Here is a 16,350-nt window from a genome sequence, read left to right on the forward strand (position 1 = left end):
AATAATAAAACCTCCTAAAAAGGAGGTTTTATCGACTATAAATCTTGATTAGAACGTATCACCCGGTACGCGTACCCAACCTTCCATCAATACCCGCGCACTACGGCTCATAATGGCTTTTTTCACTGACCATTTGCCATCAATCAAGTCAGCCTGAGCGCCTACACGTAACGTTCCAGATGGATGACCAAAACGAACAGCTTCACGTTCGCCACCGCCAGCAGCCAAATTAACGAGAGTTCCGGGAATCGCTGCTGCCGTTCCAATTGCAACCGCAGCTGTGCCCATCATGGCATGGTGTAATTTACCCATTGAAAGCGCACGAACCAGTAAATCAACATCTGTAGCTTCAACAGCTTTTCCACTTGAAGATGTATATGATTTTGGTTTTGAAACAAATGCAATTTTAGGTGTATGTTGACGTGCTGCTGCTTCAGAAATATCTTTAATTAAGCCCATTTGCACTGCGCCATAAGCACGAATTTTTTCAAACCGCGCTAATGCCACTGAATCACCATTGATATGATCTTGTAATTCTGTACCTTGATAACCAATATCTTCAGCATTCAAGAAAATCGTTGGAATGCCTGCATTAATAAAGGTGGCTTGGAATGAACCAACTTCAGGCACTTCAAGCTGATCGACGACATTACCGGTAGGGAACATATCGCCACCCTCTTCGCCATCATCTGCTGGATCTAAAAACTCAATTTGAACTTCTGCTGCTGGGAATGTCACACCGTCAAGCTCAAAATCACCTGTTTCTTGTACTTGCCCATTGGTTATTGGTACATGCGCGATAATGGTTTTTTGAATATTCTTCTGCCAAATACGCACCGTACAAATGCCATTTTCAGGAATACGATCAGCATCAACTAAACCATTAGAAATCGCAAATGAACCCACTGCAGCAGTTAAATTACCGCAGTTTCCACTCCAATCGACAAATGGCTGATCAATTGAAACTTGTCCAAAAAGATAGTCAACATCGTGTTCTGGTTGCGTGCTTTTTGCCAAAATCACCGTCTTACTGGTACTAGAGGTTGCACCTCCCATTCCATCAATTTGTTTACCATAAGGATCAGGACTGCCAATTACACGAAGTAAAAGTTGATCACGAGCTTTGCCTGCTACTTGTGCCGCTTCAGGTAAATCATCTAATTTGAAAAATACACCTTTACTTGTGCCACCACGCATATAGGTTGCAGGGACTTTAATTTGCGGTACTGAGCTCATGTCAATTTCATCCTTCTATCATGTACTTGGTGCAAGTAAATTTTGAGTCTAAATTACTGCACAGCAATCGAAAATGCCATACGACCAATTGATTTTAGATCATCGATCGCGAACAAAATATGTCTTTGATATTGAGTCTATTCTGTAAATTTAACAATGGCGTTTAAACCAATAAACAAGGTTAATTAAACAAAGCCCTCATTTAAGTGTATAAATAAAATACAAATCTTAGTTTACTATTCACTCAAATATAAGATTTTAAATGAATTTTAAAAACAACTTTCCAGTCATAGCTCATCTGTACTTTTACTAGGCGAAAATCTTTCAATCTATTAGAATAATCCACTTATTCCTCGTCGAGCTCAGTCCTTTGAACAACGATTCTTCTAAACTTCAGCGTGGACTAAAAAACCGCCATATCCAACTCATCGCGATGGGTGGGGCTATTGGTACGGGCTTATTTTTAGGTTCTGCGCAAGTCATCCAGTCTGCTGGACCATCTATTATTTTGGGTTATGCGATTGGAGGCTTGATTGCTTTTCTAATCATGCGTCAACTTGGTGAAATGATCGTTGAAGAACCTGTAGCAGGTTCATTTAGCCATTTCGCTTATCAATATTGGGGTAAATTTCCTGGTTTCTTATCAGGTTGGAATTATTGGGTTTTATATATTCTCGTTGCCATGAGTGAGCTCACGGCGGTAGCGAAATATATCAACTACTGGTGGCCTCATATTGCGGCTTGGCAGTCAGTATTATTCTTCTTTGTCATCATTACTGCGATCAACCTCACCAATGTGAAATTCTACGGTGAGTCTGAGTTCTGGTTAGCAATCATTAAAGTCACTGCTGTTGTTGCTATGATTCTTTTTGGTTTGTATCTATTGTTTACCGCAGATGCAAACTCAACAGCGTCATTTAGCAACTTATGGTCACACGGCGGTTTCTTCCCGAATGGCTTTGATGGGCTATTCTATATGCTTGCCTTCCTCATGTTCGCCTTTGGTGGTATTGAGCTAATTGGTATGGCAGCAGCTGAAGCGAATGATCCAAAGAAAACAATTCCAAAAGCGATTAACCAAGTTGTTGTTCGTATTTTAATTTTCTATGTCGGTTCACTCGCAATTTTATTATCGCTTGTGCCTTGGAATCAGCTTGATTTAGGTGGTTTAGACAAGAGCCCATTCGTGATGATCTTCAGTCAAATGGGGATTGGTTGGGCTGCGCATTTACTTAACTTTATTATTCTAACAGCTGCACTCTCGGTTTATAACAGTGGTATGTATGCTAATAGCCGTATGCTGTTTGGTTTGGCTGAACAAGGCAATGCACCGAAAGTTTTTGCGAAAGTAAATAAGCAAGGTGTTCCTGTACCAGCTGTCTTGCTTTCTGCATTATTGATCTTTGGTTGTGTATTATTGAACTACTTTGTTCCAGAAGATGCTCTTGGTCATTTGATGTATATCGTGGTGGGTGCTCTAGTTCTGAACTGGGCGATGATCAGCTTAACGCACTTAAAATTCAAAGCAATGACGAAAGAGAAAGGTTTAAAAACCAGTTTCCCTGCATTATGGTCTCCGTTGAGCAACTATTTAGTTTTAGCATTTATTGCAGTTGTTCTATACATCATGTGGCAGCAAGGTTTTAAAGAATCTGTACTGATGATTCCGATCTGGATTGTACTCATGTTTATTTTATTTAATGTTTTAAATAAAAAGAAAGCAGACTAAATAATTGATCGATTTATTAAAAAAGTGATTGCTAAGGTAGTCACTTTTTTGTTTATAATCATTAAATTATGCGCTCATAGCTTAACTGGATAGAGCAGTTGCCTCCTAAGCGACCGACGTGGGTTCGAGTCCCGCTGAGCGCACCATGATTTAGGCTTTAGAAATACCAAAGCCATAGTCATAATACCAAGTTGGTGGATTTTCGCTGTTATATAGTGTCAAAGAAACTCGACAACCTTGCTCCTCAGAAATTTTATATTCATGGCAATAATCCAGCATTTGTTGTGGTGTCAGCGCCAACCATGCTTGTGCTGTCGCAGCTCGCTCATCAAATTTGATTCGGTCCCACACTAACCCATACTTACTGTAGTTGGCATATTGACTTGCTTTGACATCAAGACCATACACCTGTTTTTCTACAACCAAACCATCATCCCATTTAAACTTATAAATTTCTTGGTAATTCCGTTCTCGTAAAGATGTTTGATTATAGATGTGTTCCGTCATAACACAGGCATCAACATCAGGACGAGAAAACATTTGCTCCCCCTGATCATAAAAATAATTTTGACAAAACTTCTGAATCTCTTGATCGTCTAATTGCGCAAACAAGCAGTTCTGTTGATCAAACCGCAATCGAGCGTTAATCACCAGTTGCTGATTTTGATCCCATGGCAGTAATTCCGACAAGTTTTGTGTTTTATAGGTATTTATAATATTTGGTGATGAACTATAGCCTTCATATCCTGGATAGATAAAAGCACTCGTTCTTCGAATCCCCTGTTTTTTGTGGCGTTCCCTATCTCTATCTTGGCAATAACGATAATTCCATTGTGGAATCATCACATTAGGCTGCTTAATTTTATCTAAACGATGTCGATTGACCCGCCCTGCGGTTTGCACAATAGATTGTACGCTCGAAGCATCAATCACCGCCCAATCAAAATCATGGTCTCGTCCCACCTCTTCGACTGGCGTTGCTATAACGATAAAAGGTACGGAACTCGCAGAACTGTGTTTAGCAAGCTCTACCACCTCAGTATCTTTTAAAATCTGTTCATTACCCGTTTTTCTTTTTTTGCCATCTTTATGTCGAGTTAAAAGCTGATCCAAACGCTGCTCTTTATAAAAACGAGAAATCAACCAATCATTGGCATGGTAGCAAGCCACTTTTGCCTCCGACCAATACTCAGATAGAAACTGGGCCAGTCCAATCGCATGCTTGATATTAGCAACCCGAATCAAGCCAAATGAAATTTGTTTTCCTGTTTGACTAAAATCCCAAGCATGATCATGATGCAATGTTTGGGCTGCTGCCAATACCGCCTGTTTCCAACCCAATACCGAAGTATCCGTGAAGGAAATAAGCTGTGCCAAACGATAAGTTGGCTTTTCCATTAAATGGGTTTGCAAGGCATCAAGATGCTGCTGATATTTGGTATTGAAATCAGATGGCTGATCTGAACAATCTAACCAAATTTGCGGTTTAAGTTCATTATCAATCACAGCAATGATTGATTTTTGTTGTTTTCCATATAAAGCAGAGCGCATTTGTATACCTGACTCAAATGCTCGATGAATCGTTTTAGCGACTGTCATTGATAAAGTTGCAGATGAACAAATCACATTACGCCCGTACATCGCAGCCAATTGCACCAAACGCAGCACGGCTATCAGGGCTTTGGGTTCATAGCCATCAATTTCATCTAATATCAAATCACTACTGATCACACGGAGTAAGGCTTTGACATGATGACCTTGCCGATGTGGCTCACCAGCAGCAATTAAATAATCAACGGTTGAGACCAATAAGGGTGATGCCAGTACAGTCATGCTCTTTTGGTCTGGAACTTTTCGACCTTTTTGTTCAATGCTAAATAAGGGATTGAGCCAATCAGGTAAACCACACTCATCCCCAAAGGCATCAAAAATAGGCTCAATCCGATTTTCATCTTCATCTATATAGGCAGTTAATTTAGCAGCATTAAATAAATTTTGTGTGACAGTATCACCAATAACAACAGCGATTTCCTCATCAGAAAGACTCATCGAAGATTGCAAGGCATGGCCTGTTTGCAAGGTTAAAGAGCGTAAATTTAATGCAATACTAATACGCGGATCATCAGGTCTTAAGGTACAAGCCGCTCGTAAATTCATACGGGTTTTCCCGCTGCCAGTACCTGCAATATTCAAAATTAAAGCGGGTGTGTCTGGCATTTTCTGAATCTGTTTTTGTAATGCATTCGCCGCAATGTTCTGCCACTGGAAACGTGGGTGAGTTGTTGGCTGGCAGATATAATCGACCGTTTGCTCAGATAGTCCTGATAAATTCAAATCAGTCATCATCTGAACAGCGATACGAGAGGCTCGATCACCGACTTGGTGTAAATGCCATTCTAAAGGTTGATCTTGTATTTTTTCCTTTTTGTCTTTCTCTATCTCTTTAAATTTTGTATTGGCAAACAATGTGAAATTTTCAGGTTTTACTGCTGAAAACTGCTGAGCAGAAACAATATGATCGGCATGGATCAAGGCAGCTCGTGAATGTAGTACCAATGCTTTCCAATAAAGTCGTTGATCCTCTGGCTTGGAAACAGGCTGCTCAGGCAGCAGTGCCATTAAACGCTGCATGCGTTTTTGATGACTACTAAAGATAGAATTTGGCAAATCCCCTGCACATTTTAATTGATTGACGTGAGGATTTAGCGCTCGAACATGATTTTCATAATGCGGTAATGCATTGAAAGGAGGATGATCCCCATCAGGTTCAATACCCAATAAGCCATGATGGGTAACTACAAGGTAATCAACCGCTTCAAACTGGTTGGAGATACCATATTCTGAGTCATGATTAATTTCACGATCGCCCAAAGTAAATTTCTCAATTCCCCTATTTAAATTGTTCCAAGCAAATTGCCAATTCCAATTATTTTTTCTGAGTTGTTGTAACAGCTTCATAGAGAGCCATTCGTGGCGGACATCATCTTTGATGCGTTGTCCTGCCATTTCGGGGCTGAGTTTTTGTTGAAAATGCACTGATGCCTTGCCAATATCATGCATATCCCCTGCTGCACCTGCCAATAAGCTACTAGCTTTGACCCAGTTTTCTAGCATCAATCGCTTTTGATGTTTCTTGGTCGAAGCAATTGGATAGGCGCCATCTAAAGCAAACTTTTGTTTAGCTCCTACCACCCAAGCCAGTTTCATCCGTCGCATACCAAAATTTCGATAGGCAGCTACTGCGGTTTGCCGAGTTGCGACTTTATTTAATGCACTTTTGATTTCTTTTAAAGCTGCTTCTGTCATTGGCGCATGCCAAGAAGTATGTCCTGTACGGATAGCATAGCTATCTAAAATCGCTCTAGTCTTTTTTAAAGCTCTTTTTTCGCAAGCGGAAATGAAAATAACGTGCATAGTTTATAGTTGTTAAATTTTTAAGTATTAACAATATAGTGGGTTGTTTTAGACAGGGAAAGATAAGAAATTACTTAATAGTTATCAAAACGACATTTTGCGTCGTATTTTTTATCTCAACAAAGTTGAATCTGTAACTTTATTATATTTCAGACAGTTCATATAAGAAATCAGAAACAATTTTAGCTAAATCTTCATGTTGCTCCTGACTCTCAACAATATCAACCATTAGATCATCTAAGCCTGTACTCTCATGAATAGACACTCCTTGAATCTCTAAAAAAGTCAGCATTACAGCTAGTCCTGTACGCTTGTTACCATCCACAAAAGCATGACCTTTGGCTAAAGCAATACCATACCATGCTGCTATTTCAAACAAGTCATTCACATCATTATAATAAATTTGCTGATCAATACGTCCCAACACGCTCTCTAATTTTTCAATATGGCACCCTTCTCGCCCCACACCTGTCTGACGAAGAATCTCGTTATGAACAGCAATTACAAAGGTTGAATTAATCATACTCATTTATAAGCAAGCTCTTGTATTTCTTCTTTATGTTGACGAATAACACGTTTAGCACTGTGCATAACCATACGCTTAGTTGCTTCATTATTTTCAAACTGAATCGATACGACTTGCCCAGCCCGAGCTGAACGTGTTTTATGATTTTCAACATTAAAATCTTTTAATCGTTTGATCATTCTTATTCCTCTTGGGACAATCTATTCCAAACATCTCTAAGCCATCTAAGCGATGGTAAAAGTCACATATCAACCAATACTAAGTATTAATTTCTCAACCACCTATGCGGCAGTGAACTATAAACGCTACATGATTAGAATAATCGGTATTTTCTGAGTTATCCTATAGTAGCAAAGAACATAATACTACTATTAGAACCCTTCCGATTCTTTTCTAAACCTCCTATATGCGCTGAGATGCTGCCTCCTATCCATGATATCAAATTTAGACAGAAATATTTTCCAAAAAAACAGCAACTCAAAAAATAACCCTTAATACTTAGGATATTTTGATAGAAAAATTTATATTAAATATTGACAAGGTTTTATTACATCTATAGTTTTATTATCGAATGGACACAAAAAAAGCAGGTATTCTGTGACCAAACTTCATACCTGCCTTAGGTCCATTTCCACAGCGTCTAATTACTCCGGAGGACTATCTCAATGATAGCACAGCCTATATATCTATTTCTACGCAACTTCATGTTGCGAGTTTTGTTAGCTTCTCAACAATTCATCAAGTGTGAGGGGGTAATATATGTCTAAATTTATTATTAATAAGAATCAACAAACAAATGGTGATCATGAGGTTCACAACCTCACCACTGGTTGTTCATTTATGCCTCAAACTCAAAATAGAATTGATTTAGGTGAACACACACATTGCTCTGGAGCTATTTCATTAGCGAAAAGAAATTGGCCTAAAGCAAGAATCAACGGTTGCTACTACTGTTGTAATTCCTGTCATACAAGTTAATCTTCTTGAATTAACGATGCAAATCCATAAGTTTAGAAAAAATATTTATGCGACATTTCATGTCGCAATAATGATCATTATTACTTTATTTTTCTAAACAACCTGTTAAAAATAGACCAGACAATAAAAACGGAGAATAGAATGTCCGAACCAAAAAATGATGTTTATATAAATGCGTTAGAAGAATCGGTACATTTCTCATTTAAGACGATTAATTCTAATATTGAAAAAGGCGGAATTCGTTTAAATAAACAGCAAGCACTTGATTTACCTTATCTCAGCGCCAGAACTTTACTCAATGAAAATTTTTTGATTCCAACCGACTATCAAGCTAACGCAGGCAAGACTGCTTCGTATTTTAAAGTAGTGAAAGCCGCGATGCTCAATGATGACATCAGTTTAGAAGAGGCTGAGTTTCGACAACAAGTTGAACAACTGAAACCATATATTCAGCCTATTTTTAACGCACCTTATCAAGCAGGCATAGAAGATATTGATATTCGTATGCGCCAACTTTTAATTCCTAAAAATGGTGAATATATTTCAATCAGCCCACTCACTGCTGCAGGTGTGAATTATCTGATAAATCAGGAAATTGATACCATTAATATTGCGCGTAAAGAAAAAGACAGTGAATTTAATGGGATTCAGACTGCAGTTTTTGGTATAGGTGGTGCAAACCCACAAAATGTCGGAAGTCTAGTTCGAGCCATGCAACGTCCGATTACCCTCAGCTCACCACAAGCCAGTGAAAAAATCCGTCAAGCTTTAGCCATTTTCTATAACGGTTTTACTTACCGTATTCTACGTAAAGTGAAATTTGTGAGTGCAAGAAAAAATGCAGGAGCGGCATTAACAGAATGGGCAAGTATTTTAAATCGACAGCTTTTAATTACGGCTAATAATGTCATTCAGAACTGGCATGAATTAGAAATTTTTTCCCCTTCTACCAACATGGAAATCCGCGAGCAAGAGCTTAAGTTTCTGAAAATTATTGCTCAAGATGTATTAAAACAAGGCTTTTTTCAAAAGAATATTTTGCAAGAAGCAGAAGCCATATTGCCAAGTATGGATGAAATAGAGCGTCCATCCTTTTGGGTGCATCCAAGCCAGCCACTTATAATTCAAGGGCTCATTGATCCTGAGCTGCGCGATGATCTTTGGAAAACCAAGTTTGCCGATCATCTTGCTAAAAGAATTACCCATGAAACCATTATGATCGAAACAGAAAGTGAAGAGGTCGCCATTAGTTTAGATCACAATGCAGAGGGATATATTGCCCGACGTTTACGGGAGATCATTCGATGAGTCGTTATGCGGTTATTCCTCGTATTCGGGTGCAAAATGCCAATATGCAAAGTAATGGCTTTTTACTGGGTGGTGTGCCACTCATGGCTGCCAATATGTTTGCTCATCATTTGGCCAGACAGTTAGGCACACAAGACCAAGGCATCATATATATTCACCATGACCAACAACGTTTAGGCGGTCAGGCATATGGAAAGTTCACACCTGCCCAACGACGTGGTGCGGTATTTATTGGTAAAAAGGATTATTCCTCTAAAAATAAATATGCATTGTCTTTACAGCCAACTGCTTCCTGTCATTTAGAATTTAGTCTAATCATTAAGTTTGCCAGTTCTCGATTGAGTCCTGAGAAACTGACCCATCTTTTAAAACGTAGTCGTTTTGCAGGTGGACAAATTATCGAGTTTTCCGAAATCAGTACACACAATGAAAATGAACTGGAAACAGCTTTAAAAGAGATAAAAACAGGCTTTGTGATTTTGGATCGACAAGACTTGTTGATTGAGTATCAACAACGTAATCAGATCAATCGAATTCAGGCATTTACCCAACTTTTAGCATTGAAGTCTGATCCACTGAGAACATTTTTTAACGATCAAAGTTTAAGTTGGATTTCTGCAACCAATTTAGGTTATGCCTTGCTTGAAACAGCAACCGATCAGCGTGCAGGGATTCGCCAAGCTCAAGATCAGCACAGTACAGCACACGCCTATGCCGAGCCATTAACAGGAATTGTGCAATATTTTTCTCTAGGAGAAATTTTACGAAAATCTGCTGAAGCTGACGATTCATCATGGCATGAATTAGAACAACTTTTGTGGACTTATCAATGGCCACAAGATGACATTTTCCTTTTACAACAAAACTGTACCAATGCAAATTAAACTTTAAATATAAGGATTTTTCACATGACAATTTTTAAAAAATTACCGGGCAGTCTTTCCCTACAACGTGGCACAGTCGTGAGTGATGGGGCATTTTTCAACTTATTTGACGATGGTAGACAAGAAGCTTTGCACGTAATGTATCACGGGATTCGAGGTACTCAGAATGTCGCTGGTAATAAAGAAAAAGGCGCAGCAACAGGTAACTCCCTTGCTCGTGAAGTCACCAATATTCAACTGACTGAATCTGCAAAATTACAACCGAATGCTAAGCTTCTAGTGAAATGGGATTTTCGTTTTATTGATTTAAGCTACGTGCTCTTTGCCAGTGCATCAAAGGCAGGTGCCGATAAAAGTGAAGAATATAATTTCCGCCAAGCATTTTTAAGTTTTGTAGATCGTGCCAAACAAAGTGATGGTTTGAAAGAAGTAATCCGCCGTTATATCCGCAATATTGTGAATGGTCGTTGGTTATGGCGTAATCGCATCGTCGCTGAAAGTATTGATATTCAAGTGACTGCTCAAGACCACCCTGAGAATTTTAGTTTTGATGCGCTCTCTTATCACCTAAAGAGTTTTGAAAATCCATCGGAACAAGAACAAAAATTGGCGGATATTTTACTGAAAGGCATTACTGGCGAATCAACCAATGCAGCTTTACACATTGAAGCGATTGTTGATTTTGGTATGGGCGGTGTTGAAGTTTTCCCATCTCAAAATTATTTAGAAGATAAACCCAAAGGATTTTCTCGCTCTCTCTACCAGCTCACGCCTAAAAAGCCTGATCACAAAGCCAATGATAATCAATATTTAGGGCAAGCTGCGTTGCGCGACCAAAAAATTGGTAATGCTCTACGCACCATTGATACTTGGTATCCACAATTTGAGGAAAACGATAAAAAACCAATTGCAGTTGAACCAAACGGCGCGAATTTAGAGGGACAGATTTTCTATCGCGTTGGTAAAGATAAAGTATCTGCATTTGATATTTTAAAAGAAGTAGATGAGCTTGATCCAAACAGTGAAAAAGGTATGTTCCTGATTGCTTGTCTCATTCGTGGTGGCGTTTACTCTGAAGGTGAATAATCATGGATGCTCATTTCTACCTTGATGTCCGTGTACTGGAATCTTCAGATGATACGGATTTAAAACTGGGTCATATTCGTAATCAGATTTATACCGTGATTCATGGTGCATTTCGCAAACTGCCAGCGCATTATGCGTTGGCGGTGGAAATGTCGGATAAGTTAAAAGCAAAACAAGAACAATTTGAAAAAAAGCATGGTCGTACCGCTAAACCTAATTTTGATATTTTGCGTATTTTTGCAGAACAACAAGATGAGTTAGAACAACTGATTGAAGCCATTAAAGGACACTGGAAAATTCGAGATTACACTGTTCTCGGGACAGCGATTGCAGTGCCTATAGCCAAAATATCAGGTTGGAAAAGTTATCGACGTTTTCGTATACCGACTCAAAAAGCAGAACGTACCCAACTTTCTGATCAAAATGAGCCTTTGCGCGATAGACGTTTAAAAACAGCAAAAGACAAACCATTTTTTCAAGTCATGAGTCAAAGTACAGGGCAAGGATTTACCGTCATTATTGATATTCAAGATAGTGAAAATGCAGGACATGGTTTACCTGATAGTTATGGGCTGGCTCGTAAAGAAAGTCCTTTTGCATTGCCAGTATTTTAGGGAAATAAAATGAGCCAACTTCGTCAGGAACGCAGCAAACCGTTAATGCTTTCAAAGCGAGCTTGTGTATTCTATTTAGAGAAAGTACAAGTCGTTTTAAAAGATGATAGAGTTGTATATTTAACCAATAGCTTACAGCCTGTTGAGTATTTTTATAATATTCCTGAGAAAAACACGGCTTTTCTTTTATTGGGTAAAGGCAGTTCGATCACGGATGCAGCCGCTCGACGTTTAGCAGAATCCAATGTTATGGTTGGATTCTGTGGCTCAGGTGGCTCTCCCCTATTTTCTGCTTTAGATTTAACCTTTCTGGCACCTCAAAGTGAATATCGTCCAACTGAGTATATGCAAATTTGGATGAAAGCATGGCTAGAAGATGATGCCCGTTTACTCATGGCAAAAATATTATTATTGGAGCGTATCGCCTTAGTCTCTGATACTTGGAAAAAGAATATTGATCTGATTCAGCATGGTATTTATATCAATGAAAATGCGTTAAATACCTTTAAACAGGATATTGATCAAGCAACCAATCAACAAGAATTATTAGCCGCTGAGGGTCGATGGGCAAAAGCGTTATATAAAGAGTTGGCAAAAGGTTTTAAGTTTAATTTCACTCGCGATGAGGGTAAAAATTCCCACGATACCATTACAGATATAGCCAATAATTATCTGGATCATGGTAATTATATTGCTTATGGATATTCAGCCGTTGCCCTAAATGGTATGGGAATTAGTTTTGCCTTACCTATCTTACACGGTAAAACTCGCCGTGGTGGCTTGGTATTTGATATTGCTGATTTGGTTAAAGATGCTTTTGTCATGCCACTTGCTTTTTCTTGTGCTGCGAAAGGACAAAATCAAAAAGACTTTCGTATGCAATTGATTGAAACTTGCCAAGATAGTGATCTGTTAGATTATATGTTTGGCTTTATTTCTGAGCTATGCTCTAAAATCAAATAAAATCATAATATTACAAACACAACTTCTTTTTGAAGTATTTTCATTCATTAAAAGCTTATATAATTGATTTTAGGGGTTTTGTGCTTACTTAACTCTAGTTCGTCATCGCTTAGATGATTTAGAAACTACTATCAATTCGACACCACGATCATGAATAGTTCGTCATCGCTTAGATGATTTAGAAATACATACCCCGAATCGTCGGACGGACAATGGTGTTCGTCATCGCTTAGATGATTTAGAAAATCGAAGCCAATGCAGCAGGATTGAATGACTCGTTCGTCATCGCTTAGATGATTTAGAAATTTGAACGATGATTTTAATGATGGGTGGTTAAGTTCGTCATCGCTTAGATGATTTAGAAATCGATAGATCACTTGGGCAGGTTGAACAAACAGTTCGTCATCGCTTAGATGATTTAGAAAAAAGCCCCTCGACCTGCTGTAGCTAATACAGAGTTCGTCATCGCTTAGATGATTTAGAAAGCAAGAGTGGGCAGTAGGGCTAATTTGTACGGGTTCGTCATCGCTTAGATGATTTAGAAAATGAGCGAGTTGTTGGAAGTGCATCTAGAACAGTTCGTCATCGCTTAGATGATTTAGAAATTAATCATCAAGTTGCCCGTACGGATGACACTGTTCGTCATCGCTTAGATGATTTAGAAATCAATCCCTAACCACTTCCACGCCTTTAATTCGTTCGTCATCGCTTAGATGATTTAGAAATTGATCAGTCAGCAGGCGCTGTTGGATTACTCGTTCGTCATCGCTTAGATGATTTAGAAAGACATGATCAGCGAATTGTGTGAGCCACTTCCGTTCGTCATCGCTTAGATGATTTAGAAATTTACTTGAGCATCAGAAAGCATGTTGTTATAGTTCGTCATCGCTTAGATGATTTAGAAAAGCAGGGTTTACAGCTGTTGAGAATAGAGATGGTTCGTCATCGCTTAGATGATTTAGAAAAACGACAATGATGATCATGCAGATTTAGTAGAGTTCGTCATCGCTTAGATGATTTAGAAATTAAACATGCTCACCTCCAATGCTTTCGTAGTGTTCGTCATCGCTTAGATGATTTAGAAAATCATGAGCCATACCAGTTAAGTTCATAGACTGTTCGTCATCGCTTAGATGATTTAGAAATCAACGGAATCGGTGGCTGCACCATCGAAGAAGTTCGTCATCGCTTAGATGATTTAGAAATTATGAAGAAGTGAAAAAGGCTGCAAATAAACGTTCGTCATCGCTTAGATGATTTAGAAAGAAATCTGCCAAGGGTGATCCTGATCCAAAATGTTCGTCATCGCTTAGATGATTTAGAAAATCATGAGCCATACCAGTTAAGTTCATAGACTGTTCGTCATCGCTTAGATGATTTAGAAAGACATAAGGAATTGCTGCAACTGAGTTATATAGTTCGTCATCGCTTAGATGATTTAGAAAGCTACATCTGCAACTTGCTGAAATAATGGCTCGTTCGTCATCGCTTAGATGATTTAGAAAAAAGCAATCACTGGGCAATTGAACTCTTTAGCGTTCGTCATCGCTTAGATGATTTAGAAATCAGTTTTTCTGAATTCTTCTGCAATCGCTTGGTTCGTCATCGCTTAGATGATTTAGAAAAGGCATTTCGAAAGCTTGGTTTGGATGCAACGGTTCGTCATCGCTTAGATGATTTAGAAAGCTGATATATATCTTTGCTCCCACGTTAAAAAGTTCGTCATCGCTTAGATGATTTAGAAAATCAACAACAGATGCAAATATTGCTTTATCAGGTTCGTCATCGCTTAGATGATTTAGAAACTACTGGGGCATTACTAATAGATGGGGTTTAAGTTCGTCATCGCTTAGATGATTTAGAAAAATGCCCAAGTTCAGGAACTTTACTTGTTGTTGTTCGTCATCGCTTAGATGATTTAGAAAATTAAATCTGGATTAGTCAAAGGCCTTTCAATGTTCGTCATCGCTTAGATGATTTAGAAAAAGAGTTGAGAAGAAATTAGATAAGATCAATCGTTCGTCATCGCTTAGATGATTTAGAAAAATGCACAGATACCACCCAATACAGCCATCCAGTTCGTCATCGCTTAGATGATTTAGAAATGAATTACAGAAATTCGCTAAAGGCTTATTACGTTCGTCATCGCTTAGATGATTTAGAAATGCATTCTCTAAAGATGACTTACTAAAAACTTGTTCGTCATCGCTTAGATGATTTAGAAATATTGCAAGCACAGCCAAAATTATTGAAATTAGTTCGTCATCGCTTAGATGATTTAGAAATTGTAATGGCAGGAAGTACTGGTACAGGTAAAGTTCGTCATCGCTTAGATGATTTAGAAAACTACCTGAGCTTCTTCTAAAAACTTACCTCTGTTCGTCATCGCTTAGATGATTTAGAAACTTATGACGATGTTCATCGAGTTCAGCTATGAGTTCGTCATCGCTTAGATGATTTAGAAATCGCTAAACACGCCACCCATGGCGTTTAGTTTGTTCGTCATCGCTTAGATGATTTAGAAAATTGAAAGAACCCGATACATAACCCTCACCACGTTCGTCATCGCTTAGATGATTTAGAAAGTCATCAGTTGGGGGAGCATTTTTTATACGATGTTCGTCATCGCTTAGATGATTTAGAAATTGAAGAAGTTTTGCAGGCGAAGCCTTAATCTGTTCGTCATCGCTTAGATGATTTAGAAACAACGATGCCAATGGTGATACCACACCTAATAGTTCGTCATCGCTTAGATGATTTAGAAAGTTATGACTGACTTTCTGAATCAAGAGTTTTAGTTCGTCATCGCTTAGATGATTTAGAAAATCACTGTACCAGTCCATAAAAACAAACATGGGTTCGTCATCGCTTAGATGATTTAGAAATTTTTCTCTTATTAAGCAGTACATTGCGAACAGTTCGTCATCGCTTAGATGATTTAGAAAAGAGTATGAAGGCAAGAATATGGTTTATGTATGTTCGTCATCGCTTAGATGATTTAGAAAACTCGATTGAGTGATTTATCATATAAAAATGTGTTCGTCATCGCTTAGATGATTTAGAAAGCGATCCAAGACCTACGCGGACAATTCGGTCTGTTCGTCATCGCTTAGATGATTTAGAAATAAGCAAGAGCATGATCATGATGAAAACTACAGTTCGTCATCGCTTAGATGATTTAGAAATGATGCAAAACATCATAAACGTAGTTACTTTAGTTCGTCATCGCTTAGATGATTTAGAAATATATCATTTTTTGTTATAAACATCGAATTTAGTTCGTCATCGCTTAGATGATTTAGAAATATCCGATTGAATTAGCGTAACAATTATTTATGTTCGTCATCGCTTAGATGATTTAGAAATTCCCCAGCTCAGGACTATATCGATAAGAAGAGTTCGTCATCGCTTAGATGATTTAGAAAATCAAGCGAATGATCAAGATTATCCACTACAGGTTCGTCATCGCTTAGATGATTTAGAAAACGGTCGAACTTCTGTGATTTAAAAATGAGACGTTCGTCATCGCTTAGATGATTTAGAAAATATGCTAAAACACAGTAGAAACCGAGCTATGGTTCGTCATCGCTTAGATGATTTAGAAATGAAAGG

The 16,350-nt window shown here is 38.4% G+C and carries 11 protein-coding genes, 1 tRNA gene and 1 CRISPR repeat array; of the genes, 8 read left to right on the forward strand and 4 right to left on the reverse strand.

Features of this window, described 5'->3' with window-relative positions; genetic code table 11:
• Positions 1-48: 48 nt before the first annotated feature.
• The gene (gene prpF / locus F959_RS01930; RefSeq protein WP_004877055.1) at positions 49-1,236 is read right to left on the reverse strand and encodes a 2-methylaconitate cis-trans isomerase PrpF; all 1,188 of its coding nucleotides are present in this window, start codon (positions 1,234-1,236) and stop codon (positions 49-51) included.
• A 370-nt stretch (positions 1,237-1,606) separates the two neighbouring features.
• On the opposite strand from prpF, the gene F959_RS01935 reads away from it, so the two are divergent.
• Both F959_RS01935 and F959_RS01940 read left to right on the forward strand, forming a co-directional pair.
• Positions 1,607-2,965 (forward strand): amino acid permease, encoded by a 1,359-nt coding sequence (locus F959_RS01935; protein ID WP_004877057.1) that lies wholly within the window; start codon positions 1,607-1,609, stop codon positions 2,963-2,965.
• A gap of 70 nt (positions 2,966-3,035) precedes the next feature.
• Positions 3,036-3,111 (forward strand) — tRNA-Arg (locus F959_RS01940).
• Between the two features lie 4 nt (positions 3,112-3,115).
• Here the strand turns inward: F959_RS01940 and cas3f are convergent.
• From cas3f to F959_RS01955, 3 genes are all read right to left on the reverse strand, one after another.
• The gene (cas3f, locus tag F959_RS01945) at positions 3,116-6,379 is read right to left on the reverse strand and encodes a type I-F CRISPR-associated helicase Cas3f (protein ID WP_004877058.1); all 3,264 of its coding nucleotides are present in this window, start codon (positions 6,377-6,379) and stop codon (positions 3,116-3,118) included.
• A 142-nt stretch (positions 6,380-6,521) separates the two neighbouring features.
• Positions 6,522-6,908 carry a type II toxin-antitoxin system death-on-curing family toxin gene (locus F959_RS01950; RefSeq protein WP_004877059.1) on the reverse strand — a complete coding sequence of 129 codons (387 nt, stop codon included), beginning with the start codon at positions 6,906-6,908 and terminating at the stop codon, positions 6,522-6,524.
• Positions 6,905-7,084 carry a hypothetical protein gene (locus F959_RS01955; protein WP_004877060.1) on the reverse strand — a complete coding sequence of 60 codons (180 nt, stop codon included), beginning with the start codon at positions 7,082-7,084 and terminating at the stop codon, positions 6,905-6,907. Before F959_RS01955 ends, F959_RS01950 begins: the two co-directional genes overlap by 4 nt.
• Before the next feature lie 580 nt (positions 7,085-7,664).
• Between F959_RS01955 and F959_RS16415 the strand changes: the two genes are divergently transcribed.
• The 6 genes from F959_RS16415 to cas1f all read left to right on the forward strand — a co-directional run bounded on the left by F959_RS16415 (position 7,665) and on the right by cas1f (position 12,738).
• Positions 7,665-7,883 carry a hypothetical protein gene (locus tag F959_RS16415; RefSeq protein ID WP_004877061.1) on the forward strand — a complete coding sequence of 73 codons (219 nt, stop codon included), beginning with the start codon at positions 7,665-7,667 and terminating at the stop codon, positions 7,881-7,883.
• Between the two features lie 141 nt (positions 7,884-8,024).
• Positions 8,025-9,191 carry a hypothetical protein gene (locus F959_RS01960; protein WP_004877062.1) on the forward strand — a complete coding sequence of 389 codons (1,167 nt, stop codon included), beginning with the start codon at positions 8,025-8,027 and terminating at the stop codon, positions 9,189-9,191.
• On the forward strand, positions 9,188-10,075 hold the full coding sequence (csy2, locus tag F959_RS01965) for a type I-F CRISPR-associated protein Csy2 (RefSeq protein ID WP_004877063.1): 888 nt from the start codon (positions 9,188-9,190) through the stop codon (positions 10,073-10,075). The genes F959_RS01960 and csy2 overlap by 4 nt, the downstream gene beginning before the upstream one ends.
• A gap of 24 nt (positions 10,076-10,099) precedes the next feature.
• A complete protein-coding gene (gene csy3 / locus F959_RS01970; RefSeq protein ID WP_004877064.1) occupies positions 10,100-11,161 on the forward strand; it encodes a type I-F CRISPR-associated protein Csy3 in 1,062 nt (353 codons plus the stop codon).
• A 2-nt stretch (positions 11,162-11,163) separates the two neighbouring features.
• Positions 11,164-11,775, forward strand: a complete 612-nt coding sequence (gene cas6f, locus F959_RS01975; protein ID WP_004877065.1) for a type I-F CRISPR-associated endoribonuclease Cas6/Csy4 — start codon at positions 11,164-11,166, stop codon at positions 11,773-11,775.
• Between the two features lie 9 nt (positions 11,776-11,784).
• Positions 11,785-12,738 carry a type I-F CRISPR-associated endonuclease Cas1f gene (cas1f, locus tag F959_RS01980; RefSeq protein ID WP_004877066.1) on the forward strand — a complete coding sequence of 318 codons (954 nt, stop codon included), beginning with the start codon at positions 11,785-11,787 and terminating at the stop codon, positions 12,736-12,738.
• Positions 12,739-12,835: 97 nt separating this feature from the next.
• Positions 12,836-16,343: a CRISPR direct-repeat array (repeat unit 28 nt; unit sequence GTTCGTCATCGCTTAGATGATTTAGAAA).
• The last annotated feature ends 7 nt before the right edge of the window (positions 16,344-16,350 follow it).

The sequence above is a fragment of the Acinetobacter venetianus RAG-1 = CIP 110063 genome (assembly GCF_000368585.1).
GTDB lineage: Bacteria > Pseudomonadota > Gammaproteobacteria > Pseudomonadales > Moraxellaceae > Acinetobacter > Acinetobacter venetianus.